Origin of the sequence: Chachezhania antarctica (genome assembly GCF_003646465.1) — a bacterium.
GTDB classification, from domain to species: domain Bacteria; phylum Pseudomonadota; class Alphaproteobacteria; order Rhodobacterales; family Rhodobacteraceae; genus Chachezhania; species Chachezhania antarctica.
Genome location: NZ_QZEX01000001.1, coordinates 625,078 through 650,749, shown reverse-complemented (window position 1 = coordinate 650,749; position 25,672 = coordinate 625,078). Strand labels below are relative to the sequence as shown.

General features: G+C 65.0%; 25 protein-coding genes. 11 read left to right on the top strand and 14 right to left on the bottom strand.

Annotation, left to right across the window (positions count from 1 at the left end):
• Positions 1 to 19 precede the first annotated feature (19 nt).
• The 5 genes from D4754_RS03155 to D4754_RS03135 form a co-directional block, all read right to left on the bottom strand.
• Positions 20 to 862, bottom strand: a complete 843-nt coding sequence (locus D4754_RS03155; protein ID WP_121061428.1) for a fumarylacetoacetate hydrolase family protein — start codon at positions 860 to 862, stop codon at positions 20 to 22.
• 64 nt (positions 863 to 926) lie between these two features.
• Positions 927 to 1,661, bottom strand: coding sequence for an SDR family oxidoreductase (locus tag D4754_RS03150; protein ID WP_121061427.1), 735 nt, complete (start codon positions 1,659 to 1,661; stop codon positions 927 to 929).
• Positions 1,662 to 1,772: 111 nt separating this feature from the next.
• On the bottom strand, positions 1,773 to 3,554 hold the full coding sequence (locus D4754_RS03145; RefSeq protein ID WP_121061426.1) for an IlvD/Edd family dehydratase: 1,782 nt from the start codon (positions 3,552 to 3,554) through the stop codon (positions 1,773 to 1,775).
• Positions 3,555 to 3,777: 223 nt separating this feature from the next.
• Positions 3,778 to 4,947 (bottom strand): pyridoxal phosphate-dependent aminotransferase, encoded by a 1,170-nt coding sequence (locus D4754_RS03140; protein WP_121061425.1) that lies wholly within the window; start codon positions 4,945 to 4,947, stop codon positions 3,778 to 3,780.
• 194 nt (positions 4,948 to 5,141) lie between these two features.
• A complete protein-coding gene (locus tag D4754_RS03135) occupies positions 5,142 to 6,359 on the bottom strand; it encodes an MFS transporter (protein ID WP_121061424.1) in 1,218 nt (405 codons plus the stop codon).
• 229 nt (positions 6,360 to 6,588) lie between these two features.
• Here D4754_RS03135 and D4754_RS03130 point away from each other — a divergent pair, with 229 nt between their 5' ends.
• Genes D4754_RS03130 through D4754_RS03110 form a run of 5 tightly spaced genes read left to right on the top strand, consistent with a single transcriptional unit; the run spans position 6,589 to position 12,523 of the window.
• Positions 6,589 to 7,209 (top strand): TetR/AcrR family transcriptional regulator, encoded by a 621-nt coding sequence (locus tag D4754_RS03130; protein WP_121061423.1) that lies wholly within the window; start codon positions 6,589 to 6,591, stop codon positions 7,207 to 7,209.
• 33 nt (positions 7,210 to 7,242) lie between these two features.
• Positions 7,243 to 8,451, top strand: coding sequence for an acetyl-CoA C-acetyltransferase (locus D4754_RS03125; protein WP_121061422.1), 1,209 nt, complete (start codon positions 7,243 to 7,245; stop codon positions 8,449 to 8,451).
• Between the two features lie 11 nt (positions 8,452 to 8,462).
• Positions 8,463 to 10,607 carry a 3-hydroxyacyl-CoA dehydrogenase NAD-binding domain-containing protein gene (locus D4754_RS03120; protein WP_121061421.1) on the top strand — a complete coding sequence of 715 codons (2,145 nt, stop codon included), beginning with the start codon at positions 8,463 to 8,465 and terminating at the stop codon, positions 10,605 to 10,607.
• Entirely contained in the window at positions 10,604 to 11,731 is a 1,128-nt protein-coding gene (locus D4754_RS03115) for a CaiB/BaiF CoA transferase family protein (protein ID WP_121061420.1), read from the top strand. The genes D4754_RS03120 and D4754_RS03115 overlap by 4 nt, the downstream gene beginning before the upstream one ends.
• A 12-nt stretch (positions 11,732 to 11,743) precedes the next feature.
• Positions 11,744 to 12,523, top strand: a complete 780-nt coding sequence (locus tag D4754_RS03110) for an enoyl-CoA hydratase/isomerase family protein (protein ID WP_121061419.1) — start codon at positions 11,744 to 11,746, stop codon at positions 12,521 to 12,523.
• 22 nt (positions 12,524 to 12,545) lie between these two features.
• Here D4754_RS03110 and D4754_RS03105 read toward each other — a convergent pair whose 3' ends face one another.
• Positions 12,546 to 13,031, bottom strand: a complete 486-nt coding sequence (locus D4754_RS03105; protein WP_121061418.1) for a MarR family winged helix-turn-helix transcriptional regulator — start codon at positions 13,029 to 13,031, stop codon at positions 12,546 to 12,548.
• Between the two features lie 342 nt (positions 13,032 to 13,373).
• Between D4754_RS03105 and D4754_RS03100 the strand changes: the two genes are divergently transcribed.
• The 6 genes from D4754_RS03100 (at position 13,374) to hmuQ (ending at position 18,040) form a co-directional block, all read left to right on the top strand.
• A complete protein-coding gene (locus D4754_RS03100) occupies positions 13,374 to 14,540 on the top strand; it encodes an alpha-hydroxy acid oxidase (RefSeq protein WP_121061417.1) in 1,167 nt (388 codons plus the stop codon).
• Between the two features lie 126 nt (positions 14,541 to 14,666).
• Positions 14,667 to 15,299: a 50S ribosomal protein L25/general stress protein Ctc gene (locus D4754_RS03095; RefSeq protein WP_121061416.1), complete on the top strand. Its 633-nt coding sequence runs from the start codon at positions 14,667 to 14,669 to the stop codon at positions 15,297 to 15,299.
• A 125-nt stretch (positions 15,300 to 15,424) separates the two neighbouring features.
• Entirely contained in the window at positions 15,425 to 16,117 is a 693-nt protein-coding gene (pth, locus tag D4754_RS03090; RefSeq protein ID WP_121061415.1) for an aminoacyl-tRNA hydrolase, read from the top strand.
• A complete protein-coding gene (locus tag D4754_RS03085) occupies positions 16,114 to 17,154 on the top strand; it encodes a DUF2332 domain-containing protein (RefSeq protein ID WP_121061414.1) in 1,041 nt (346 codons plus the stop codon). Before pth ends, D4754_RS03085 begins: the two co-directional genes overlap by 4 nt.
• A 75-nt stretch (positions 17,155 to 17,229) precedes the next feature.
• A complete protein-coding gene (locus D4754_RS03080; protein ID WP_121061413.1) occupies positions 17,230 to 17,607 on the top strand; it encodes a DUF2237 family protein in 378 nt (125 codons plus the stop codon).
• Between the two features lie 106 nt (positions 17,608 to 17,713).
• Positions 17,714 to 18,040, top strand: a complete 327-nt coding sequence (hmuQ, locus tag D4754_RS03075; protein ID WP_121061412.1) for a heme-degrading protein HmuQ — start codon at positions 17,714 to 17,716, stop codon at positions 18,038 to 18,040.
• Positions 18,041 to 18,049: 9 nt separating this feature from the next.
• Here hmuQ and D4754_RS03070 read toward each other — a convergent pair whose 3' ends face one another.
• The 8 genes from D4754_RS03070 to aroA form a co-directional block, all read right to left on the bottom strand.
• Positions 18,050 to 18,502, bottom strand: coding sequence for a GNAT family N-acetyltransferase (locus D4754_RS03070; protein WP_121061411.1), 453 nt, complete (start codon positions 18,500 to 18,502; stop codon positions 18,050 to 18,052).
• A complete protein-coding gene (gene trpB, locus D4754_RS03065; protein ID WP_121061410.1) occupies positions 18,499 to 19,746 on the bottom strand; it encodes a tryptophan synthase subunit beta in 1,248 nt (415 codons plus the stop codon). The genes D4754_RS03070 and trpB overlap by 4 nt, the downstream gene beginning before the upstream one ends.
• A 115-nt stretch (positions 19,747 to 19,861) precedes the next feature.
• Positions 19,862 to 20,503, bottom strand: coding sequence for a phosphoribosylanthranilate isomerase (locus D4754_RS03060; protein WP_121061409.1), 642 nt, complete (start codon positions 20,501 to 20,503; stop codon positions 19,862 to 19,864).
• A complete protein-coding gene (locus D4754_RS03055) occupies positions 20,500 to 20,862 on the bottom strand; it encodes a LapA family protein (RefSeq protein WP_121061408.1) in 363 nt (120 codons plus the stop codon). Before D4754_RS03055 ends, D4754_RS03060 begins: the two co-directional genes overlap by 4 nt.
• Before the next feature lie 6 nt (positions 20,863 to 20,868).
• Positions 20,869 to 21,150, bottom strand: a complete 282-nt coding sequence (gene ihfB, locus D4754_RS03050) for an integration host factor subunit beta (RefSeq protein ID WP_121061407.1) — start codon at positions 21,148 to 21,150, stop codon at positions 20,869 to 20,871.
• A 428-nt stretch (positions 21,151 to 21,578) separates the two neighbouring features.
• A complete protein-coding gene (rpsA, locus tag D4754_RS03045; RefSeq protein WP_276208608.1) occupies positions 21,579 to 23,519 on the bottom strand; it encodes a 30S ribosomal protein S1 in 1,941 nt (646 codons plus the stop codon).
• A gap of 159 nt (positions 23,520 to 23,678) precedes the next feature.
• The gene (locus tag D4754_RS03040) at positions 23,679 to 24,296 is read right to left on the bottom strand and encodes a (d)CMP kinase (RefSeq protein ID WP_121061405.1); all 618 of its coding nucleotides are present in this window, start codon (positions 24,294 to 24,296) and stop codon (positions 23,679 to 23,681) included.
• A gap of 2 nt (positions 24,297 to 24,298) precedes the next feature.
• Positions 24,299 to 25,648 (bottom strand): 3-phosphoshikimate 1-carboxyvinyltransferase, encoded by a 1,350-nt coding sequence (gene aroA, locus D4754_RS03035; protein ID WP_121061404.1) that lies wholly within the window; start codon positions 25,646 to 25,648, stop codon positions 24,299 to 24,301.
• Between the last annotated feature and the right edge of the window lie 24 nt (positions 25,649 to 25,672).

The window sequence follows — 25,672 nt, the reverse complement described above, 5'->3', positions numbered from 1 at the left end:
GCGCGGGGGGGCGCGCGCGTCAGCCCTGAACGACCTCCTGGCGCTGTTCGCCCAGGCCGTCGATCCGAAGGCTCATCACGTCACCGTCCCGCAGGAAGCGCTGCGGCGACATCCCAAGGCCCACGCCCGAAGGCGTGCCCGTGGCGATTATGTCGCCCGGCACCAGCCGCATGAACCGGCTCATGTGGCTAATGATGTGTCGCACCGAAAAGATCATGTCGGAGGTATCCGAATCCTGAACCCGCTCGCCGTTCAGATCCAGCGACAGGCCCAGGACTTGCGGATCCGGCACCTCGTCTGCGGTCACGAACCAGGGTCCTATCGGCCCGAAGCCCGGCAGCGACTTGCCCTTGATCCACTGCCCGCCGCGCTCCATCTGGTAGGCGCGTTCCGACAGGTCGTTGATCACGCAGTAGCCCGCGACATAATCCAGCGCGACCTCTTCCGAGACATTCTCGGCCTCGGCCCCGATCACCACGCCCAGTTCGACCTCCCAGTCGCCCTTCTGCGCGTCGGCCGGCAGGGCTACCGTATCGTTCGGCCCGGCAAGGGCGGATGTCGCCTTGGAAAACAGGATCGGCTCTTCCGGGATCGGCATTCCGGTCTCGTGCGCGTGCTTGGTGTAGTTCAACCCGACGCAGTGGAAATTCGGCACCCAGGCCAGGCAGGCGCCGATCCGGCCCGGCGAGGCAACGGCAGGCAGGCTGTCGATATCGACCGAGGCCAGCGCCTTCAGCCGATGCTTGGCCACCGCGGGCCCCGCCAGTTCCGGCACATGGACCGAGATGTCACGGACCGTCCCGTCAGGGGCCAGTACCCCGGTGCGTTCGCCCCCGAGAGGACCGTATCGCAATAGTTTCATTCTCTTCTCCAAGGCGCAATTTGCCCAATTTCACTGGCATGAACGGAATTCGGCCGCAACCCGATCAACCCCGGCCGATGAACGGCATGTTGGTCGCCATCACGGTCATGAACTGCACGTTGGCCGCCGGCGGCAGCGACGCCATGTAGCTGACCGCGCGCGTCACCTCGCCCACGTCCATCACCGGCTCGGGCCGGATCTCTCCATCCGCCTGCGGCATGCCGGTGACCATCTTGGCCGCCATCTCGGTCAGCGCGTTGCCGATGTCGATCTGCCCGCAAGCGATGCCAAAGGGCCGCCCGTCCAGCGCCAGCGATTTCGTGAGCCCCGTGATCGCATGTTTCGACGCGGTATAAGGCGCCGACCCCCAGCGCGGCGCATGGGCGGACACCGAGCCGTTGTTGATGATCCGCCCGCCCTGCGGCTCCTGCGCCCGCATGATCCGGAACGCGGCCCGCGCGCACAGGAAGCTGCCGGTCAGGTTGATGTCGATGGCCCGCCGCCAGTCCGCGACAGAGATCTCGTCCACCGTGGAGCCCATGACGGACACACCGGCATTGTTGAACAGCACATCCAGCCGCCCCCAGCCCTCGGTCAGCCGCTGGAACGCCGCGTCCACGGCGTCCTCGTCGGTCACGTCGCAGGGCATGGCCACTGCATCCGGCCAAGCCTCCGCCAGTTCTTCCAACGGTTCGGGCGTCCGACCGATGAGCCCGACGGCCCAGCCATCTTCCAGAAAAGCTTCCGCACACGCCCGCCCGATTCCGCGCCCCGCGCCGGTAATGATGATCGTCTTCACGCGTCCTCCCGCCGGCCGGTCCCGGCCTGATCCCTTTTTCTCTTCTTTCCCCCAATACTCCGGGGGAGTCGCGCCAGAATGGCGCGGCGGGGGCAGAGCCCCCTCCACCCCTTAGTGATTGTCCCGCGGCAGATCCTTCGCGACCTGCCGATAAGCCGTTGCCAGTTCCAGGCACCCGCCCTGGGCCAGCTGCCCGACATGGGTCCGATAGATCTCCTGCCACGGCGTCTGGTGATGCAGCACCGGCGCCGCCCACGACGCCTGCCGCTGCGCCCATTCCGCCTCCAGTACCAGCGCATCGAGGGTCGAGGAATTCAGATCCAGCCGCACCCGGTCGCCCGTCCGCAGATAGGCCAGCCCGCCGCCCACGGCAGATTCAGGCGAGGCATTCAGGATCGACGGGCTTTCCGACGTCCCCGACTGCCGCCCGTCGCCCACCGTGGGCAAGTGGCTGACCCCCGCCTTCAGCAAAACGTCGGGCGGCTGCATGTTCACCACCTCGGCCGAGCCGGGATATCCCACGCAGCCCACGCCGCGGATGAACAGCATCACATGCTCGTCGATCTCCAGTGCAGGATCGTTGATCCGGTCGTGATAGTCCTCCGGGCCCTCGAACACGACGGCCCTGGCCTCGAAGATCCCTTCCCGGCCCGGCTCCGACAGGAACCGCGCCCGGAACTCGGCCGAGATCACGGCCGTCTTCATCAAGGCCGAATCGAACAGGTTGCCAGACAGCGCCTTGAACCCGGCCTTGTCGCGCAGCGGCTTGGCGTAGGTTGTGATCACGTCACCGTCGGCTGGTGCCGCGCGCTCCAGCGTCTCGGCCATGCGCCGGCCCGAGGCGGTCATGACATCGCCATGCACCCGCCCGGCTGCCAGAAGCTCCGCCATCACGGTTGGCACGCCGCCCGACCGGAAAAAGCTCTCGCCAAGGTAGGTTCCGGCAGGCTGCATGTTGACCATCAGCGGCACGTCGAAGCCCACGGTCTCCCAATCCGTCACATCCAGTTCGACGCCCACATGCCGCGCGATGGCGGCCAGATGCGGCGGCGCGTTCGTCGACCCGCCGATGGCAGAGTTCACGACGATCGCGTTCTCGAACGCCGCACGGGTCATGATGTCGGAGGGTTTCAGATCCTCCAGCACCATGGCCACGATGCGCTTGCCGGTCTCGTAGGCCATCGCCATCCGCTCCCGGAACGGCGCGGGGATGGCAGCACTGCCGGGCAGCGTCATGCCCAGCGCCTCGGCCATGGCGTTCATCGTCGACGCCGTGCCCATCGTATTGCAATGACCAAGGCTCGGGGCCGAGGCACAGACCCGCTCCATGAACTCGTCGTAATCGATCTCGCCCTCGGCTAGCAGACGGCGGCTTTCCCACACGATGGTGCCGGATCCCGCGCGCTTGCCCTTCCACCAGCCGTCCAGCATCGGGCCGCCGTTCAGCGCGATGGCCGGCAGGTCGGCGGTGGCCGCGCCCATCAGCATGGCCGGCGTGGTCTTGTCGCACCCGGTGGTCAGCACCACCCCGTCGATCGGATAGCCATGCAGCACCTCGACCAGCCCCAGGTAGGCCAGGTTCCGGTCCAGCGCGGCGGTGGGGCGTTTGGCGGTCTCCTGGATCGGATGGACCGGGAACTCGATGGGAATGCCCCCGCCATCGCGGATACCGGCCTTGATGCGGTCCATCAGGAAGACGTGGATCTTGTTGCAGGGGGCCAGGTCGGATCCCGTGTTGGCAATTCCGATCATGGGCCGGTCGCCCTGCAGTTCCTCGCGCGTGAAGGCCTGGTTCAGATAGCGTTCGACATAGATCGCGGTCATGCCCGGATTGTTCGGGTTGTCCAGCCATTCCTGCGACCGGAACCGCTTGTGCGCGCGGGTATCCACCATCGTCCCCTCCTTTCGATGCCGGCGCACCATGCGCGATTTCCCATGCGCCGCCAAGCGGACACACCCCTGCCCAACACAGGGACAGCGCCCGCGCGCGGCAAGGAGGATCGCGCAAGCTATCCGACGGGGGTGGGCGGGCGGGCCGCGCGCGGGCGCAGTCCCGACCACGTTCACACCATGCAAAACCGCTCGTAGAGTGCGTGCTCCGCACGCACCGCCCCGGTCAAAGCACGTTGGAAATCCGATCAATCGCCTTCAGGATATTCTCCGTCGAATTCGCATAGGAGAAGCGCACGAACCCTTCCCCCCACGCGCCGAACGATGTCCCGGCAACCGTCGCGACGCCGGCCTCGTCCAGAAACCGGTCCTGCGCTTCCTTCGCCGTCATCCCCGTGCCCTCGATATTCGGAAACGCATAAAACGCCCCCGCCGGATCGGCGCAGCGCACACCGGGCAGGGCGTTCAGCGCCTCGACGATCACTTGCCGCCGGGCATCGAACTGGGCGACCATCTCCCGCACCGGCGCCTGCGAGCCTTCAAGGGCCGCGATCCCGGCGAATTGCGTCGCCGCGTTCACGCAGGAATGATCGTTGATGCACAGCCTTGTGACATGGTCCACCGCCGCCTCGGGCCAGACGGCATAGCCCAGCCGCCAGCCGGTCATGGCATAGGTCTTCGACCAGCCGTCCAGCATGATCAGCCGGCCCCGGATCTCGGGATATTGCAGCAGGCTGACATGGGACCGTCCGCCATAGAGCATGCAGGAATAGATCTCGTCCGACAGGATCGCGACATGGGGATGCGCCTCCAGCCCCGCGACCAGCCTGTCGATCTCCGCCTTCGGGGTCACGCCGCCGGTCGGGTTCGCGGGGCTGTTCAGGATCAGGAGCCGTGTGGCCGGGGTGATCTTGTCCAGTACCGCCTCGGCCGAGAAGGCGAAGCCATTGGCCTCTTCCAGCCCATAGGGCACGGCCGAGGCGCCGGAATAGCGGATGGCGGATTCGTAGATCGGGAAGCCCGGGTTCGGGTACAGGATCTCGGCCCCCTTCTGTCCGAACATCAGCATCGCGAAGAACATCGTGGGTTTGCCGCCGGGGACGACGACCACGTGATCGGGGTTCACCTCGACCCCGTGCCGCCTGTGCAGGTCCGCCGCCACCGCCTCCCGCAGGGCCGGCAGTCCATTGGCGGGCGTATAGCCATGGTGGCCGTCGCGCAGCGCGCGGATGCCGGCCTCGACGATATGGGGCGGGGTCGGGAAATCCGGCTGGCCGATGCCGAGGTTGATAATGTCGTGGCCTTCGGCTGCAAGAGCCTGCGCGCGGGCCAGGACGACAAAGGCCGATTCCGTGCCCAGTCGGGACAGGCTGTCGGCGAAGATCAACTGGGACATGGGGATTCCTCGGCTCTTGGTCTTTCGCATTGGTCTAGGCAAATCCGGCCCCGGATACCATGGCGGTGTGGCGTGTCCGGCGGGAAGGGATCACGCCCTCCCCGGCCCCACCCACCCCCCGGGCGGTCGCGCGATGCGCTCCCGCCGGGCCAGCTCGGGCGCGATGGGCCCGCTTGCGCGGTCCCGGGGCTGTCTCAGCGCCGTCCGCCTGCAAGGGCCGCCGCTTCGGGCCGTCGGCGCAGGGCCAGCATCGCGGCCACCCCTACCACCGGACCGGGCACCAGCAGCAGGAACGCCCATTGCCAGCCCCCCAGCAGCGCCGCGAACCGGGGCAGGGCCCAGATGGCCACCGCCGTCAGGGCAAACCCGATCCCCGTCTGCAGCGCCAGGGCCGTGCCGACGAAACCCCGGTCCGCCAGTTCCGTCACGGCTGTCGAAAACTGCGCGCTGTCACCGATGACCGAAATGCCCCAGACCAGCGCCACCGTGCCCAACAGCCAGGCCGGGCCGTCGAACGCGAACCCTATCGCCACGGCGCAACTGCCTGACACGGCCATGAACCCCGCCGTCGTCCAGCAACGCCCGATCCGGTCCGACAGCCAGCCACCCGCAAGGCATCCGATCACGCCGCTGGCCACCACGGCGAAACTGAGCATCGAGGCTGAACCGAACGGGAACGGCACCACGCCCGCCTGGGCCGCCGTGGCGAAGGCAAGGATCCACGCCCACATGCCGTAAAGTTCCCACATGTGGCCGAAATAGCCGAGATTGGCGAGAAACACGGGCCGCGAGCGCAGCACCGCGAGCGCCTGACGCGGATCGAACCGGGCGGTGCCGAAGCCATGCGGGCCTTCGCGCACGGCGACGGCGAAGAGCACGCCGCTCAGCCCCGCCGCGGCCGAGCTTCCGATAACAACCGCCTGCCAGTCATAGCCCGCCGTCAGCGCGCGGAAGAGATGCGGGACCGAAGATCCCAGCGTCAGCGCCGCCACAAGGAACCCCAGCGCCAGCCCCCGGCCCGTGACGAACCACGACGCCATAAGCTTCATCGCCGTGGGATAGACGCCCGCAAGGCAGAGTCCGGTCAGGAACCGCGCCGCGATGGCCCCGTCGGCGCCGGGGTTCAGCAACAGGACGAGGTTGGCCAGCGCCGCGGCAAAACTGGATACCGCGACCAGCCGTTCGGCGCGGACGAGGTCCGGCAGGTTGATGGCCGACGCGGTCAGCGCGCCCGCGACAAAGCCAAGCTGCACGGCGTTGGTGAGCCAGGCGGCGGCCACTTCGCTCAGGGACCAGTCAAGGATCAGGTCGGGCACGATGGCGGTGGCCGAAAACCACGTGGTCATACCGCCGACGACGCCAAGGCAGATCAGCGCCAGCGCGACCCAGCGGTTGCCCGCCACGGCGCTCATGCCCGCACGGGAGGGAAGGGAAACGTCATGGCATGCCTCGGGGAAACTGTCGGTCAGTGGCACCTAGCAACACATGCAGGCCGGGACAACGGCCGTCGGCGGACCGCGTCCCGGGGCTTTGGGTGGCCGGGACGTGGCAGCCCCTGCGGGGCAGGAGGTCATTGAACAATATTGACAAGAATTGGACACATATGCTCAATCCGCGCAACGACGGGAGCGCGGGGTGCCCATGAGCACGGCAATCGACCGAATTCACACCGCCGCGATGCGGGTGCTGGCCGAAAAGGGCGGCTCGACCGTTGCGATCAGCGATCTGGCGCGCGAGGCCGGGCTGTCGCGCGGGACGATCTACAACAATCTCGAGGAACCGGCGACCCTGTTCGACGCGGTCTGCGACATGGTCGCGGGCGAGATGGCCGACAGACTGCAGGAGAGTGTCTCCGACCTTGAAGATCCCGCCGCGCGGCTATCCAACGTGATCCGCCTGTGCGTCCGCCGCGTGCATGAAGAACCCCACTGGGGCCGGTTTGTCGCGCGCTACGCGGTGAAGGAACCCAAGCTCAGCAATTTCTGGGGCCGTTTTCCCGCGCGCGAACTGCACCGCGGGATCGAAAGCGGCCGGTTCGACCTGGGGTCCGATCAGGTCGCCTCGGTCGCGGGCACGCTGGGCGGCGCGACCTTTGGCGCGATGACGCTGGTGCTGCACGGGCACCGGTCGTGGCGGCAGGCCGGGTCCGACGCGGCCGAAGTGATGCTGCGCGGCATAGGTATCGAGAAACGAGAAGCGCGGCTGCTGGCGGCCGCCGATTTTGACCCCCTGCCCCGGATGCTGTTTTCCGACGCGGCCTGACCGGCAGAATTTTGTTTTTGGGAGGAGAGTTCCATGGCTGAGACAGCCTACATCTACGACGCGATCCGCACGCCCCGGTCCAAGGGCAAGGCTGATGGCACGCTAAACGAAGTGAAGCCCATCACGCTGGTCACCACGCTGCTGAAGGAAATGCAGGGGCGCCACGATCTGGACACGTCGCGCGTCGACGACCTGATGCTGGGCTGCGTGGCGCCGGTGATGGAACAGGGCGCCGTGCTGCCGAAGATCGCGCTGCAGGCGGCCGGATGGGATGAAAAGGTGGCGGGCGCGCAGGTGAACCGGTTCTGTGCGAGCGGTCTCGACACGTTCAACACCGCCGCCGCCAAGATCGCATCGGGCTGGGAAGATGTCGTGTGCGCCGGTGGCTACGAATCCATGTCGCGCGTGCCGATGGGCGCCGATGGCGGTCCCTTCGCCGAGGATCCGGAGACCGCGATCAACACCGGCTTCGTGCCGCAGGGCATCGGCGCCGACCTGATCGCCACCATCGAAGGCTGGAGCCGAGATGACGTCGACGCCTTCGCGCTTGAAAGCCAGAAACGCGCGGCCCATGCCCGCGACAACGGCTGGTTCGACAAGTCCGTCGTGGCCATCAAGGACGACATGGGTGAAGTGATCCTTGAGCGGGACGATTTCATCAAGCCCGACACCGACATGCAGAAGCTTGGCGCGCTGAAGGCCTCCTTCGCGATGCCCGGGTCCATCGGCTTCGACGCGGTCGCCTTGGCGAAATACCCGGAGGTCGAGCGGATCAATCACGTGCACACGCCGGGCAATTCGTCCGGGATCGTGGACGGAGCGTCGCTGATCCTTCTGGGCAATGAACAAGCGGGCAAGGACCTTGGCCTGACACCCCGCGGCCGCGTCGTGTCGGTCGCGCTGACGGCAACCGATCCCACGATCATGCTGACAGGTCCGGGGCCGGCATCCGAAAAGGCGCTGCGCAAGGCCGGGCTGACCATCGACGATATCGACCTGGTCGAGATCAACGAAGCTTTCGCGTCGGTCGCCCTGCGTCTGCAGAAAGACCTGAACGTGCCGGACGAAAAGCTGAACGTCGTCGGCGGCGCCATCGCCATGGGGCATCCGCTGGGCGCCACGGGCGGTTGCCTCGTGTCGACGATGCTGGATGAACTGGAACGCCGGAACCTGAAGCGCGCGCTGATCTGCATGTGCGTGGGCGGCGGCATGGGCATCGCGTCCATAATCGAACGCGTGTGAGGGGGACCGACATGACCGATTTCATCTACGAAAAAGACGCCGACGGCATCGTGACCATCACGATGGACATGCAAGGCCAGTCGGCCAACACCATGAACGACCGTTTCGTGCCCGGCATGAATGACGTGATCGCAAAGCTGAAGGCCGAAGACGGGCTGAAAGGCGTCGTCTTCGCGTCGGCCAAGAAGACCTTCTTTGCCGGCGGCGACCTGCACCTGATCCTTGGGCTGACGGCCGAAGATCCGCTGTTCGAATATCTGGAGGCCAACAAGGCCCCCTACCGCGAACTGGAAAAGCTGCCCGTCCCCGTTGTCTCGGCCATAAACGGCGCGGCTTTGGGCGGCGGGTATGAACTCTGCCTTGCCTCCAACTACCGTGTCGTCGTGAATTCGCCCAAGGCCGTCGTGGGCCTGCCCGAGGTCACGCTGGGCCTTCTGCCCGGCGCCGGTGGCGTCGTGCGGCTGACCAAGCTTCTGGGGCTGGAAAAGGCCCTACCCTACCTGCTGGAAGGCAAGCAGGCGCGTCCCGACGCGGCCCTGAAAGCCGGGATGGTCGACGAGATCGTCGAGACCGAGGCCGACCTGATCCCCGCCGCCAAGGCATGGATCAAGGCCAACCCGGACAGCCACACCCAGCCGTGGGATGAAAAGAGTTTCCGCTATCCCGGCGGCGACACGACCGCACCGAAGAACCGCCAGATCATCCAGGCGTCTTCGGCGATGCTCTACCAGAAGACGCGCGGGCTGCTGCCGGCGCCGGAAAAGATCCTCGACATCGCCGTGAACTCTATGCGGATGGGTTTTGAAAGTGCGCTGCGGGTGGAAAGCCGCGGGCTGGCTGCGCTGATCCCCACGCCGGAATGCAAGGCCGCGATTTCAACGTTCTTCTTCGGCATGCAGGCCGTGAAATCCGGCAAGGTCCGCCCGGAAGGTCCGGCGTGGAAGGCCGGATCATCCGCGATCCTAGGCGCGGGCATGATGGGATCGGGCATCGCCTGGGCGCATGCGTCCTCTGGCCTGCCAAGCCACCTGAAAGACATGGAGATGGAGAAGGCCGAAAAGGGCAAAGCCTACTCCGCCGGTCTGGCCGACAAGCTGATCAAGCGCGGCCGGATGGACGACGCGAAAAAGGACGCGCTGCTGGGTCTCATCACGCCCACGACCGATGACAGCAGCTTTGCCGGGACCGACCTGATCGTCGAAGCCGTGTTCGAGGATATCGAGCTGAAGGAGAAGGTCATCGGCGCCACGTTCGGGATGCTGTCCGACGATGGCATCTACGGCTCCAACACTTCGACCCTGCCGATTTCGGTGCTGGCCGATTTCTGCCCGGATCCGACGCGCTTCATCGGCCTGCATTTCTTCTCGCCTGTCGACAAGATGAAGGTGGTCGAGATCATCATGGGCGAAAAGACCAGCGAAGAGACGCTGCGCAAGGCCTACGATTACGTCCAGCAGATCGGCTACATGCCCATCGTCGTGAACGACAGCCGCGGGTTCTTCACCAGCCGCGTGTTCGGGACCTTCATGGACGAGGGCCTGCAGCTTCTGACCGACGGCATGAATCCCGTCGCGATCGAACGGGCCGCATGGGCCGCCGGTATGCCCGTGGGACCGCTGGCCGTGTTCGACGAGGTGTCGCTGATCCTTGCCCAGAAGGCCCGCAAGACGCACGAAGTGCTCGACGAACGTCTGGGCGAAAAATCCGGCTTCGGCGCGCACAACACTGCCACGCGCGAGGTCACCGACAAGATGATCGAACTGGGCCGCGGCGGCCGCCATTACGGCGGGGGGTTCTACGAATATTCCGCCGACGGGTCGAAGACGCTGTGGCCGGAACTGGCGCAATTCGCCAGGGGCAATCCCCAGGTCAGCCAGCAGCATGCCGTGGACCGGATCCTGTACCGTCAGGCCATCGAAACGCTGCGCTGCCTGGATGAAGGCGTGCTGCGGACAGAGGTCGAGGCCAATCTTGGCGGCATCTTCGCCATCGGCTTCCCGGCCCATACGGGCGGCGCGATCCAGTTCATCAAGGGTATCGGCATCGACGCCTTCGCGGCGCGCGCCACGGAGCTGGCCGACCGCTACGGCGAACGCTTCGCGGTGTCGGCCACGGCGCTGGACAAGCTGCGCGATGACAAGGCGCAAGCGGCATGAGCGGACCTCTTGCCGGCCTGAAAGTGGTCGAGATGGCGGGGATCGGCCCCGCCCCTCTGGCCGGGCAATTCCTGGCGGATCTTGGGGCCGAGGTGACGCTGATCACCCGGAAATCCGGGCCCGCCGACCCGACCATGATCAACAACCGCGGCAAGAAATCGGCCGCGCTGAATCTGAAATCGGCCGAGGGGATCGAGGCTGCCTTCGCCCTGATCCAAGCGGCCGATGTCCTGATCGAAGGCTTTCGCCCCGGCGTGATGGAACGCATGGGGCTGGGGCCCGCCGACGTGCACGCCCGCGCGCCGCGCGTGGTTTACGGGCGGATGACGGGCTGGGGGCAGGACGGGCCCATGGCGCAGATGGCCGGGCACGATCTGAACTACCTTGGCCTGACGGGTTTCGTCCATGCCATCGGCAAGGCCGGCGACGTGCCGACCCCGCCGCTGAACATCGGCGCCGACTATGCCGGGGGAACGATGTTCCTGATTTTCGGGATATTCTCGGCACTTTGGGAACGGCAGACATCGGGCAAGGGGCAGGTCGTGGATGCGGCGATGGTCGATGGCGCGTCGGCGCTGATGGCGCTGATCCATTCGATGATCGCGCAGGGCCGCTGGTCCGAGGAACGCGAATCCAACTGGCTGGACGGCGGCGCGCCGTACTACCGAACCTATGAATGTGCCGACGGCAAATTCATCTCTGTCGGGCCGCTGGAGCCGCAATTCTTTGCCGAAATGGTCGACAAGGCGGGCCTGCCCGCCGAACACAAGGCCGATCAGAACGATCCCGGAACATGGGCCGCGCGGCGCGAGGAGTACGCGCGCGTCTTCGCGCAGAAGACCCGCGATGAATGGACGGCGATCTTCGACGGGTCGGATGCCTGCGTGGCCCCGGTTCTGACATGGTCCGAAGCGCCGGAACATCCGCACATGGCCGCAAGGGGAATCTTTACGAAAGTGGGCGATGTCCTACAGGCCGCTCCCGCGCCCCGATTCGACCGGACACCTGCACAGATGCCCGAGCCACCCCATGCGCCCGGCAGCGATACCGAGGCGGTCCTGAAGGCCGCTGGTTTGGACGATGCAACCATTGCCCGGTACCGCGACGCCGGCGCATTGACTTAAGGGAGAGGCCCCATGCCCGAGACATCCGTACTGATCGAACGCAGCGGATCCGTCGCCACGGTGACGATGAACCGACCGGAATCCTACAATGCGCTGAACGGCTCGCTTCGCCGTCAGCTGCGCACGGCGATCAGCGAACTGGAAGTGAAGCCGCGGATCAATGTCGTGATCCTGAAAGGGGCAGGCAAGGGCTTTTGCGCCGGCGCCGACCTGAAGGAAACGAGCGGGATGGAACAGCCCACCCACCAGATGATCGAGGAAGAGTACCGCCCGATCCTGACCGGCATCGCCGCCTCGTCGAAGATCTGGGTGGCCGAGGTGCAGGGCAATGCCGCCGGTATCGGCGCGGCGCTGGCAATGAACTGCGATCTGGTCACCATGTCGGACGATGCCGCGATCTACATGGCCTTCGCCGCGATCGGGCTTGTGCCGGACGGTGGCAATTGCTGGCTGCTGCTGAAAGGCATGGGCTATCGCCGCGCGATGCAGACCATCCTTGAAGGCGGCCGCATCGGCGCCGATGAAGCGAAGGCCCTGGGCCTGGCGAACGAAGTTTTTCCTGCCGACAGCCTTGGGGAAAAGACCCGCGAACTGGCCGAACGTCTGGCCGGCGGCGCGCCCCTTGCCGCCGCGGCGGCCAAGCGGCTTCTGCGAAAGTTGGACGGGATGAGCTTTGGCGACGCAATCATGGCCGAAGGGATGGAACAGACACATCTGACGAAATCGGGCGATTTCGCCGAAGGCGTCGCGGCGTTCATGGAAAAGCGCAAGCCGCAGTTCACCGGCAATTGATCACGGGTCGTCCGGGCGCGCTTCAGGCGTCCGGATAAGCCGGGGGTTGGCGGGGAATCTCGGGCGATTTCGCCTCAGCCATGGCGTCGCGCAAGGCCTCCAGAAGCACCATCAGTTCGGCTGAACGGCTTTTGCCAAATCGCTGGAGGATGTCCTCCATCTCCTGCGTCAGGTCATCGGCCACCTTGTCGCGCGCAGCACGGCCCTTTTCCGTTGTCCAGACGCATTTCGACCGCCGGTCGTTCGGGTTGGGCAACGTGCGCACCAGTTCCTGGTTGTCGAGACGGGACAGCGTGTGGGTCAGCGTCGTCTTGGGCACCTGGAAGGCACGCGCCAGTTCGACAGGCGTCCGACCGTCGGCCACGCGGATCAGGTAATCCAGAACCCGGAACTGAGGCCCGATCATGTCGGCCGGCAACCGCGCTTCCACCAATGCGCCTCCCAGTTGTTCGATCACGGAAATCTCGTTCAGCAGGTCGAGGAGAGAAGAGAGGTCATCACTGTTCATGGTCGGCTTCGTTGATATCCACTTACGGTGCGGGGTTACTCGTCTGAAGGAACACTCCGACCGTACCGCGCTACGATCAGAGGTTGAAAACTAATCTACACGATAACCCGAGTAAATTGTTTATCTAGGGTTGTATAGCGGCTCGCGGGCGCGTTCCTAGGGTATTGTATCTCTTAAGCAATACGAATTCCGATAAAGGACCACTTCGTCAAATTCGTTAAAAATTCGAACCGGTATCACCTGGTGCGATACAGGCCCAAATGCCGGTCCGGTCCGGCAACAGTTGTGACCGGCGGACGGCGTTGCTATGCATCCTGATGACCATAGGCCGAGGAAAACGTCATGCCGGTTGTCACCTGTATCGAGGATCTCAAGCGGCTGTATGAACGGCGCGTGCCGCGGATGTTCTACGATTATGCCGAAAGCGGTAGCTGGACCGAACAGACCTTCCGCGAGAACAGCAGCGACTTCGACAAGATCCGCCTGCGCCAGCGCGTGGCCGTCGACATGTCGGGCCGTACGACCGCCACGAAGATGATCGGACAGGATGTCGCCATGCCGGTGGCACTTGCGCCCGTCGGACTGACCGGCATGCAGTGCGCCGATGGCGAGATCAAGGCCGCCCGCGCGGCCGAAAATATGGGCGTGCCCTTCACCCTGTCGACGATGTCGATCAACTCGATCGAGGAAGTGGCCGAAGCCACGACCGCGCCGTTCTGGTTCCAGCTCTATACGATGAAGGACACCGACTACACCGCGCGTCTGATCGAACGGGCCCGGGCCGCGGGCTGTTCCGCGCTGGTGATCACGCTGGACCTTCAGATCCTCGGCCAGCGCCACAAGGACCTTAAGAACGGCCTGTCCGCCCCGCCGAAGCTGACGCCGAAAACCGTGGCGAACCTGATGACGAAATGGCGCTGGGGCATCGGCATGCTGGGCGCCACGCGCCGGGATTTCGGCAATATCGTGGGCCACGTGGACGGCATTTCCGACACCTCCTCGCTGGGCGCCTGGACGGCCGAACAATTCGACCTTACGCTCGACTGGGACAAGGTGAAACGGCTGATGGACCTGTGGGGCGGCAAGGTGATCCTGAAGGGGATCCTCGATGCCGAAGACGCCGTGATGGCCGCCAAGCTGGGCGCCGACGCGATCGTGGTGTCGAACCATGGCGGGCGGCAGCTCGACGGGGCGATCAGCTCGATCCGGGCGCTGCCGTCGATCATCGAGGCGGTGGGCAACCAAGTGGAAGTGCATCTGGACAGCGGCATCCGGTCAGGCCAGGACGTGCTGAAAGCCGTCGCCATGGGCGCGAAAAGCACCTTCATCGGCCGGTCCTTCGTCTACGGGCTGGGCGCCATGGGCCAGGAGGGCGTGACCGCCGCGCTAAACATCATCCAGAAGGAACTGGACACGACGATGGCGCTCTGCGGCGAAACCTCGGTCGAACGGCTGGGCCGGCACAATCTTCTGGTGCCATCCGATTTCGAAGGGGTCTGGCAGCAGTAAGCCCCAGGATTAATTGCCTTCACAACGGCAAATCCTCTTTCCTTTTCGGGCGGAATCGCCTAATGGGCGGCCTTCACGCGGGCATACAGCCTTGGAGGATGCCCGCCATGTTTAGGAGAATTGCAAATGGCTGGTGAGATTCCGGATCTCGAAGTCCAGGTACGTACGGGGACAGGCAAGGGCGCCGCTCGTCAGGCACGCCGTGACGGCATGGTTCCCGGGGTGGTTTACGGCGGCGACGTCGATCCGCTGCCGATCCAGATCCCGTTCAACACGCTGCTGGTGAAACTGAAAGCGGGCCGCTTCAAGTCGACCCTTTTCAACCTGAAGGTTGAAGGCCACGACGACGTCCGCGTGATCTGCCGCGACGTGCAGCGCGACGTGGTGAAGGACCTTCCGACCCATCTCGACCTGATGCGCCTGCGTCGCGCGACGAAGATCAACCTCTTCATCCCGGTCGAGTTCGAGAACGAAGAAACCTGCCCCGGCATCAAGAAGGGCGGCGTTCTGACCGTTGTCCGCCCCGAGGTGGAACTGATGGTGACTGCGGGCGATATCCCGGAGAAACTGACGGCGGACCTGGGCGCGCTGAACATCGGCGACACGGTGACGATTTCCGCCATCGACCTGCCCGCCGGCACCAAGCCGACCATCGACCGCGACTTCGTGATCGCCAACATCCAGGCGCCCTCGGGTCTGCTTGCGGCGGATGATGAAGAAGAAGACGCGGCAGAAGAAGACGTCGCAACCGAAGAATAACTTCCGTCACCGGATGGGAGAGCGAACGGGGCCCCTGCGGCCCCGTTTTGCGTTTCTGCGCCGCAGAACTGGATTTTCCCGCGCGAACCGGGCATGACAGGCGGCGAATGCGAAGGAGGTGCGCCATGCAGCTGTTCGTTGGGCTCGGCAATCCGGGGCCGAAATACGCGCAGAACCGGCACAATATCGGCTTCATGGCCATGGACCGGATCGCCGCCGATCACGGCTTCGCGCCGTGGCGGTCGAAGTTCCAGGGGCTGGTCAGCGAAGGCCGTCTTGGGACGGAAAAGGTGGCCCTGCTGAAGCCGGAAACCTTCATGAACCTGTCCGGCCAGTCGGTGGGCGAAGCCATGCGCTTCTTCAAGCTGGAGCCGGGCGACGTGACCGTGTTTCACGACGAGCTGGATCTGAACCCCGGCCGCCTGAAGGTGAAAACCAGCGGCGGGCATGCGGGCCACAACGGTCTGCGGTCGATCCACGGGCATATCGGCGAGGCGTATCACCGCGTGCGCCTGGGCATCGGACACCCGGGCCGGAAGGAGTTGGTGTCGCCCTACGTGCTGCACGATTTCCCGAAGACCGATGCCGAATGGCTGGACGACCTGATGCGCGGGATCTCGGACGGGGCCGAACATCTGGCCAAGGGCGATCCGGGGCGGTTTATGAACGCCGTGTCGCAACGCACGGCTCCGGCGCGATCCTCGAAGACCCGCACCGAAGAGAAGGCGCCCGCGCCCGAGCCCCGCAAGAAACCGGACGCGCCGGAACCGGTGGACACGCGGTCGCCGCTCGAACGCCTTCTGAACCGCTTCAAATGAGCCGCGACGACATTCAGGACAGCTTTCGCGTTCAGGCCAAGGCCTGCACGAACCTTGGCTCTCCTTTCATGGGCGTCCTATTGAACGGGCTGGCCGATCTCTGGCCCGATTGCGGCACGCTGGACCGGATCTGCCGTGGTTTCGAAGGTGACATAAGCGCCTATGGCCATGCCATTGCCCTGCGCGCCGCGGGTGGTCTGCATGCGCTGGTCCTGTCGGGGCGCGACGACGCGCTGACCGCGGCCTATCCACCCAATCCGACCGATCCGGAAACGCTGATCTCCGCCGCGCTGGCCGCGTTCGAAACTCATGCGGAATTCTTCGCCGACTGGATGCAAAGCCCGCCGCAAACGAACGAGGTGCGCCGCAGTGCCGTGCTGATCGCCGGCGCGCACTGGATCGCCGCGCGCCATCCCCTGCCCTTCGTGACCTCGGAACTGGGGGCGAGCGGGGGCTTGAACACCAACTGGGACCGTTACGCATTGCAGGCCGGCGACGTCCGGCTGGGCCCCGCCGATCCGGTTCTGACGCTGACGCCAGAATGGGCGGGGGCGGCACCTGCCCCGGCCGAAATCCGAGTGACCGACAAGGCCGCCGTCGATCTGCGGCCTGTCGACGTGACCGACCCCGCGCAAGCGCTGCGGATGAAAGCCTACCTGTGGCCCGATCAGCCGCATCGGATGGAGCTGACCGAAGCCGCCATAGCCGCCATCGACACGCCCATCGCGGCAGGCGACGCTGCCGACTGGCTGGAAGATCGCCTTGCGCGGCCCTTCCCCGGCCATATCCACATGATCTGCCACACCATCGCCTGGCAGTACTTCCCCGAACCCGTGAAGGCCCGCGTTACGGCCCTGATCGAAGCTGCGGGCGCCAGCGCCACGCACGACGCCCCCGTCGCCTGGCTGTCGATGGAGGCCGACGGCACGCCCGGCAGTGCACGGATCGGGCTCAGGCTCTGGCCCGGGGATATCGATCTGGAACTGGGCCGCGCCGATTACCATGGGCGCTGGATCCGGTGGCACGAAGGCGCCTGACAGCCCGCCCGCCGGGCATGGCCGGGCCGGGCCATCTTGGTTATGCTGGGTCAGGACAAAACCGGAGTGAGGACCATGGAACCCGAAGACAGCGTGAACGTTCTTGGAGAGACTTTGGAAACCTGTTCGACCAATCCGGTCACGGGTTTCTTTCGCGACGGACACTGCAATACCTGCACCGCGGACGAAGGCAGCCACACCGTCTGCGCGGTGATGACGGCCGAATTCCTGGCGTTTTCGAAGTATGTCGGCAACGATCTGTCGACCCCGCGGCTGGAATACGGATTTTCAGGCCTGAAACCCGGTGACAGCTGGTGCCTGTGCGCTTCGCGCTTCATGCAGGCACACGACGAAGGCTGCGCGCCGATGGTGCACCTCGCCGCGACCCACAAACGCGCCCTTCACATCGCGCCGCTCGACGTCTTGCAGCTTTACGATTCCAGCGACGCCTGATCCCGCTTGTTCCCTGCCCCGCCGGGTGTCAGGTAGACAGATATCAGCCAGCTGCGTTTCCCGAGCGCCCGCCAGCCTCAAACCGATCCAAGAGGAGACGCCACCCATGAACTTTATCGCCATGAACCGGTTCAAGGTAAAATCCGGCAAGGAAGCCGGCTTCGAAGAGGTCTGGAAGACCCGCCAGAGCCGCTTGAAGGACGTCGAGGGCTTTCAGGAATTCCGCCTGCTGAAGGGCCCGGTGAACGAGGACGAGGGCTATACGCTCTATTCCAGCCACACGATCTGGGGCAGCCGCGAGGATTTCGTCGCCTGGACCAAGTCGGAGCATTTCCGCGAAGCGCACAAGAATGCCGGCAACGCCGAAACCCGCGACGCCCTGATGGGCCCGCCGCAGGTGGAAGTGTTTGAAACGGTTGTGCACGAAGTCTGAGCTGCGCGCTCAGCCAAGTCGCTTTTCCATGTAGACGCGGTGGAAGCCCTTTTCGGTCACCCGCCGCGTCTCCCTGAAGCCCAGACGGGTGTACAGCGCGATATTCGCGGTCATCCTGACATGGGTGTAGAGACGTATCCGATCATGGCCAAGCGCGCGGGCCTCGGCCTCCGCCGCTTCGACAAGCAGGCGGCCAAATCCCCGCCCCTGCGCGTCGGGCGCCACGGCCACGTTGTCGAGCAGCAGCGCATCGCTGTCCTCGAACAGGACGATGAAGCCAAGGATCTTGTCGCCCTCGACCAACACCTGCACCGCGCCTTCCGCAACCCGCGCGGCATAGTCTTCGGCCATCGGCCCCGGTTCCCGGCCGATATCCGGAACATATTGGGCATAAGCGGCCCGGGCCAGTGCCCGGACCGTGTTCGCATCGCCGGCCACAGCGGGGCGGAGGACGGGTGTCACTTTGTCTCCCGGCCCTCACCACTGTCCATGTCGAAGCCAAGGTGCTTGGCCACGGTGAAGATGTCCTTGTCGCCCCGGCCGCACAGGTTCATGCAGATCAGGTGATCGGCAGGCAGTTCCGGCGCGATCTTGACGACATGGGCCAGCGCGTGGCTGGGCTCCAGCGCGGGGATGATGCCTTCCAGCGCGGTACACAGCTTGAACGCTTCCAGCGCCTCGGCATCGGTGATCGACACATACTGCGCGCGGCCCGTGTCATGCAGCCACGAATGCTCAGGCCCGATGCCCGGATAGTCGAGACCTGCCGAGATCGAATAGCCTTCAAGGATCTGGCCCACATCGTCCTGCAGCAGATAGGTGCGGTTCCCGTGCAGCACACCGGGCCGCCCGCCGGTGAGCGAGGCACAGTGCTCCATCTTCTCGTTCACGCCGCGCCCGCCGGCTTCGACGCCGATGATATTGACAGTCGGGTCATCGAGAAACGGGAAAAACAGGCCCATCGCATTCGAGCCACCACCGATGGCCGCGACAAGCGTATCGGGCAGCCGGCCTTCGGCCTTCTGCATCTGCTCCTTCGCTTCCTTGCCGATGATCGACTGGAAGTCGCGGACCATGGCCGGATAGGGATGCGGGCCTGCGACGGTGCCGATGCAGTAGAACGTGTCGTCTACATTCGTCACCCAGTCGCGCAGCGCATCGTTCATCGCGTCCTTCAGCGTGCCGCGGCCAGAGGTGACCGGGATCACCTCGGCGCCCAGCAGCTTCATCCGGAAGACATTGGGCGATTGCCGTTCGACATCATGCGCGCCCATGTAGACGACGCATTTCAGCCCGAACTTGGCACAGACGGTGGCGGTGGCCACGCCATGCTGGCCAGCGCCGGTTTCGGCGATGATCCGGGTCTTGCCCATACGGCGGGCAAGGATGATCTGGCCCAGCACGTTGTTGATCTTGTGCGCCCCGGTATGGTTCAGCTCGTCCCGCTTCATGTAGATCTTGGCGCCGCCAAGATGTTCGGTCATCCGTTCGGCGAAATAGAGCGGGCTGGGCCGGCCGACGTAGTGTTCCCACAGATAATCCATCTCGGCCCAGAAGGAGTCGTCGGTCTTGGCGTTTTCGTATTCCGCTTCCAGATCAAGGATCAGCGGCATCAGCGTCTCGCTGACGAAGCGCCCGCCGAAAAGACCAAAACGGCCCTTTTCGTCCGGGCCGGATTTGAAAGAGTTCTTGAGATCGTTTGCCATGTGGGCCGGCCCCTCGCTCGCGTTTCGCCTGCTCTAGTCAGGTGATAGACTTAGGGCAAGCGCAAGGCGATTTAAATTGCCTTGCGTACATGGTTCGACCCCTGATCCTGGGCTTTTACCGCGTGGCGGCCAGAAAGGCTTCGATCCTGGCGGTGTCCTTCACGCCGGGACGGCTCTCCACGCCCGACGACACATCCACCTGCCGCGCGCCCGTCAGCCGGACGGCTTCGGCGACGTTCTCAGGCGTCAGGCCGCCCGCCAGCATCCACGGAACCGGCCAGCGACGGCCAACCAGCAGGCGCCAGTCGAAGGCCAGCCCGTTGCCGCCCGGCAGAACCGATCCTTTCGGCGGCTTCGCATCCACCAGAAGCTGATCGGCAACCGCGCCATAGCGTTCCAGCGCCGCCAGATCCTCTTCCCCGGCCACGCCGACTGCCTTCATCACCGGCAGACCGGTCGCGGCCTTCACCGCCTGCACATGCTTTGGCGTTTCGGCCCCGTGAAGTTGCAGCATGTCCAGCGGCACGCTTTCCACGATGCCCGTCAGCTCTTCCAGCGCCATGTTCACCGTCAGCGCAACCTTGCACACGCCCGGAGGCACGCGCGCGGCCAGTTCGGCAGCGGCGTGGGGCGTCAGGTAACGTGGCGACTTGGGGAAGAAGACAAAACCCACATAAGCCGCGCCCGCCGAAACGGCCGCGTCGAGGCTGTCCGCATCGGTCAGCCCGCAGATCTTGACGCGAATGTCGGACATCATGCCCGGCGGCGGTCCGCTTCGTCGAGGATCGCCAGAACGTCGTCCTTGCCGCGGTGCTTTTCGTCGGCAAGCCGGCCTACTTCACGCTCCAGCCGCTTCACCTCGCGGCGTTTGCGGCCGACTTCGCGACGGTGTTTGTGCTCGCGGATCCATTCCCAGACGAAACCGAAGATCAGTCCGGCCGCCGCCCCGCCCAGGATCACCAGGAACAGCGGCAGCGTCACCGACCAGTTCCAGCCCACGGCATGGGCAAACGCGGCCGGCAGCAGTTCAAGCGTCACCGGGTCGCGGTTGGCCATGGCAACCGAAACGATGATGACGGCGATCAATGCCAGGATGGCATAGCGGATGTAGCGCATGTCAGCTTACTTCCCGTTCAGGCGGTCCCGCAGCAATTTTCCGGTCTTGAAGAAGGGGACGAATTTCTCTTCCACATGCACGGTTTCGCCGGTCCTGGGATTGCGACCGATCCGCGCGTCGCGCTTCTTGACCGAAAAGGCGCCGAATCCACGCAGCTCCACCCGGTCTCCCCGGGCCATCGCGTCGGTCACTTCCTCGAACACGGTGTTCACGATGCGCTCGACGTCCCGCTGGTAAAGATGCGGGTTCTCTTCGGCGATCTTGGCAATCAGTTCCGACCGGATCATCTGGACTCACCTCCCTGGCGGCGCAGTTCCAGTACCGCCCGCGCGCCGACTATACGGATGATACGACACATCTCAAAGCCGAACTGCCGGAAATATCAAGGGATTCCATGTCCTTTTGGCCCGGCTCGGGGTGAAGACGGCGGGTCGGCGCCACCGCTTGAGGCAGGACCGGGCCGGCACCGGCCCATTGCCGCATTCCTCGGCAGGCCCGAAACCGACCGATTCGCCCGCCGGCCCGATCAGGTTTCCCATAGGTTGACCGGTCTCTCCCGCCCCCGGGCCGGCAAGGAGGATCGCGCAGGCGATCCGACGGGGGTGGGCGGGCGGGCGGGCCCGGGGGCGGGAGAGGCCCTGCCTTTCTGCCAAAGAAAAACCCCGCGGCCATGTTGGCCGCGGGGTCTGATCTTGTCAGGTCTGAAGCGTCAGGCTCAGTCGTCGTCGCCTTTCAGCGCGGCGCCAAGGATGTCGCCCAGCGATGCGCCCGAGTCGGAGCTGCCATACTGCTGCACGGCCTCTTTCTCTTCGGCGATCTCGCGTGCCTTGATCGACAGGCCCAGACGGCGGGTCTTGAGATCCACGTTGGTGACGCGGACGTCGACCTTGTCACCGACCGAGAAACGCTCGGGCCGCTGTTCGGCACGATCGCGCGACAGGTCCGAACGGCGGATGAAGGACTTCATGCCTTCGTACTCCACCTCGATCCCGCCATCCTCGATCGCGGTCACCTGCACGGTGACGATCGAGCCGCGACGCACGCCACCGGCGGCTTCGGCGAACTTGTCGCCGCCCAGAGCCTTGATCGAAAGCGAGATACGCTCTTTCTCGATGTCGACTTCCGAGACGACGGCCTGAACCACATCGCCCTTGCGATAGTTCTGGATCGCGTCTTCGCCACGTTCGTCCCACGACAGGTCGGACAGGTGAACCATGCCGTCGATCTCGCCTTCGAGACCGATGAACAGACCGAATTCGGTGATGTTCTTGACTTCGCCTTCGACCTGGGTGCCCTCGGGATGCGTTTCCGCAAAGACTTCCCACGGGTTGCGCATGGTCTGCTTCAGGCCCAGCGACACACGGCGCTTGGCACCGTCGATCTCCAGAACCATGACCTGCACTTCCTGGCTGGTCGACACGATCTTGCCCGGGTGGACGTTCTTCTTCGTCCAGGACATTTCGGACACGTGCACCAAGCCTTCGACACCCGGCTCCAGCTCGACGAATGCGCCGTAGTCGGTGATGTTGGTCACGCGACCCGTATGCACGGTCGACAGCGGGTACTTGGCGGCCACCAGATCCCACGGATCGTCCTGCAGCTGCTTCATGCCCAGGCTGATACGGTGGGTTTCCTTGTTGATCTTGATGACCTGGACCTTGACGGTCTCGCCGATCGCCAGGATCTCGGACGGGTGGTTCACACGGCGCCACGCCATGTCGGTCACGTGCAGCAGGCCGTCGACACCGCCCAGGTCCACGAAGGCCCCGTATTCGGTGATGTTCTTGACGACACCATCGACCGCATCGCCTTCCTGCAGCTTGCCGATGACTTCGGCGCGCTGTTCGGCACGGCTTTCTTCCAGGATGGCACGGCGCGAGACAACGATGTTGCCGCGGCGGCGGTCCATTTTCAGGATCTGGAAGGGCTGCTTCAGACCCATCAGCGGGCCGGCATCGCGCACGGGGCGCACATCGACCTGCGAACCGGGCAGGAACGCAACGGCGCCGCCCAGATCGACGGTGAAGCCGCCTTTGACGCGGCCGAAGATCGCGCCTTCGACGCGCTGATCGTCGGCATATGCTTTTTCCAGGCGGTCCCAGGCGGCTTCGCGACGGGCCATCTCACGGCTGATGACCGCTTCGCCACGCGCGTTTTCGACCTGGCGGAGATAGACCTCCACCTCGTCGCCAACTTCGATTTCGGGAGCTTCGCCGGGATTCGCGAATTCTTTGAGTTCGACGCGGCCTTCCATCTTGTAGCCGACGTCGATAACGGCCTGGCCATTCTCGACTGCGATGACCTTGCCTTTGACAACGGTCCCTTCCTGGGGCGTGTCAATTTCGAAGCTTTCGTTCAGGAGGGCTTCGAATTCCTCCATCGATGTGTCTTGAGCCATATGCGGTCTCGGTTTCCTTTTACGCTGTTTTCTGGCCGTGCGGTTGTCTCCGCCGGTCTTGTTGGTCCACGGGTCTGCCGCAAAACAAGAAGGGCCGGTTGATCCCGACCCTGCTGCTCGAACTCTTTGGTTCACGGCGTTATGCGCCTTTTCGACGCGCGCTCTATAACGTCTGACGGGCGACCGTGCAACCCGCACGTGCCGCCCGCCAAATTTGAGCTCAATGGAGGTGTGTGAATGAAACTCTGACACCACCATACCCACATTCGAATTCGATTTGAAGACACTGCGTTGCCGGATTGGGGGTGTTCCGTCGCTCACATTTTCGTGATGCTGCCATTTCGCCCGGATTTAGGGCTTTTCCGGCCACAGCCCTGCCGGGCACGCAGGATTCGAGGGAATCGGGCGACTCGGCCCTCAGTTACGCTGCCGCGAAACGATATGCGCGATGGCCTGCGTCACTGCCTCGTCGATGTTCATTTCCGTCGTGTCGAGCATCAGCGCATCATCGGCCGCACACATCGGCGCATGCGCCCGGTCACGGTCGCGGGCATCGCGGGACAGGACGTCGGCCAGTACGGCCTCTTCCGTCGTGTCGATTCCACTTGCCGCCATCTCGCGGTAGCGCCGCCCGGCGCGGGCCTCGGCACTGGCGGTAACGAACAGCTTCGCTTCGGCCTCGGGGCAGATCACCGTGCCGATGTCCCGCCCGTCCAGCACCGCGCCACCGGCCCGCCGCGCGAAGGCGCGCTGGTAGTCCAGCAGGGCCTTCCGGACCGGCTCCAGCACCGCCACTTTCGACGCCGCCTCGGCCACGGCGGCGCCACGCAGGTTTGGCCGTTCAAGATCGGCCTGCACCAGTGCCTCGGCCGCTTCCACCGGGTCTTCGCCTTCCAGCATCCGCGCGCCAACGGCACGATAGAGCAAGCCGGTATCCAGATGTTCGTAGCCGAAATGCGCGGCCACCGCGCGCGCAATGGTACCCTTGCCGGAGGCCGCCGGCCCGTCGATGGCAACTGTGAAAGGTCCACTCATCGTTATCCCTCGCGTGCCAGTTCGGCGCCAAGGCCGGTCATCAAAGGTTCGAAGATCGGGAAGGACGTGGCAATCGGGTTGCCATCGTCCACCGCCACGCCTTCGCGGGCGGCCATGCCCAGAACAAGGAACGACATCGCGATCCGGTGGTCCAGGTGGCTGGCGCAAGTCGCCCCGCCCTTGACGCTGCCTGGGCCTTCACCCGTGACGCTCATCCAGTCTTCGCCGGTATCCACGGCCACGCCGCAGGCGATCAGCCCATCGGCCATGGCCTGGATCCGGTCGCTTTCCTTCACGCGCAGTTCCTTGACGCCCGTCATCCGCGTCGTGCCCGTGGCAAAGGCCGCCACGACCGACAGAACCGGATATTCGTCGATCATGGTCGCCGCGCGCTCGGGCGGCACGTCGATCCCCTTCATGTCGGGCGAATGGCGCGCGCGCAGGTCGGCGACGGGTTCGCCGCCCTCTTCGCGCATGTTCTCGAATGTCAGATCCGCGCCCATGTCCTGCAGTGTATAATAAAGCCCGGCCCGCGTCGGATTCAGACCGATCCCCGGCACCAGCACGTCCGATCCCGGCACGATCAACGCCGCGCAGACGGGGAACGCGGCCGAGGACGGATCGCGCGGCACGACGATATCCTGCGGTTTCAGCTCCGGCTGGCCGGTCAAAGTAATCACCCGGCCTTCTTCGGTGTCTTCCGTCGAGATTTCAGCGCCAAAGCCCGCCAGCATCCGTTCGGTATGATCGCGGGTCGCTTCGCGTTCGATCACCACGGTATGGCCCGGCGCGTTCAGCCCGGCCAGCAGCACGGCCGATTTCACCTGCGCGGAGGGCACCGGCACTGTGTAGCGCACCGGCACGGGGTCGGCGGCGCCGACGATGGTCATGGGCAGACGGCCGCCCGAGCGCCCGACGGCCTGCGCGCCGAACAGCGCCAGCGGGTCGGTCACCCGCGCCATGGGGCGTTTCACAAGGCTTGCGTCGCCCGTGAACGTGGCCGAAATCGGGCAGGTCGCCATCGCGCCCATGATCAGCCGCACCCCGGTGCCCGAGTTGCCGCAATCGATCACCCGGTCTGGTTCGGCAAAGCCCCCGGTGCCCACGCCGAAGACGCTCCACGATCCGTCGTCATGACGAGTGACTTCGGCGCCGAACGCCTCCATCGCGCGGCCGGTGTCCAGAACGTCGTCGCCTTCCAGAAGGCCGATGATCTTGGTTTCACCGACCGAAAGCGCGCCAAGGATCAGCGACCGGTGAGAAATCGACTTGTCCCCGGGCACATCCGCGGTGCCCTTCAGCGGCCCCTTGGGGCGCGTACGCATCGGGATGGTTTGGCCGTGGCCGGACATGGCAGTTTCCTCACACCGGTTTCC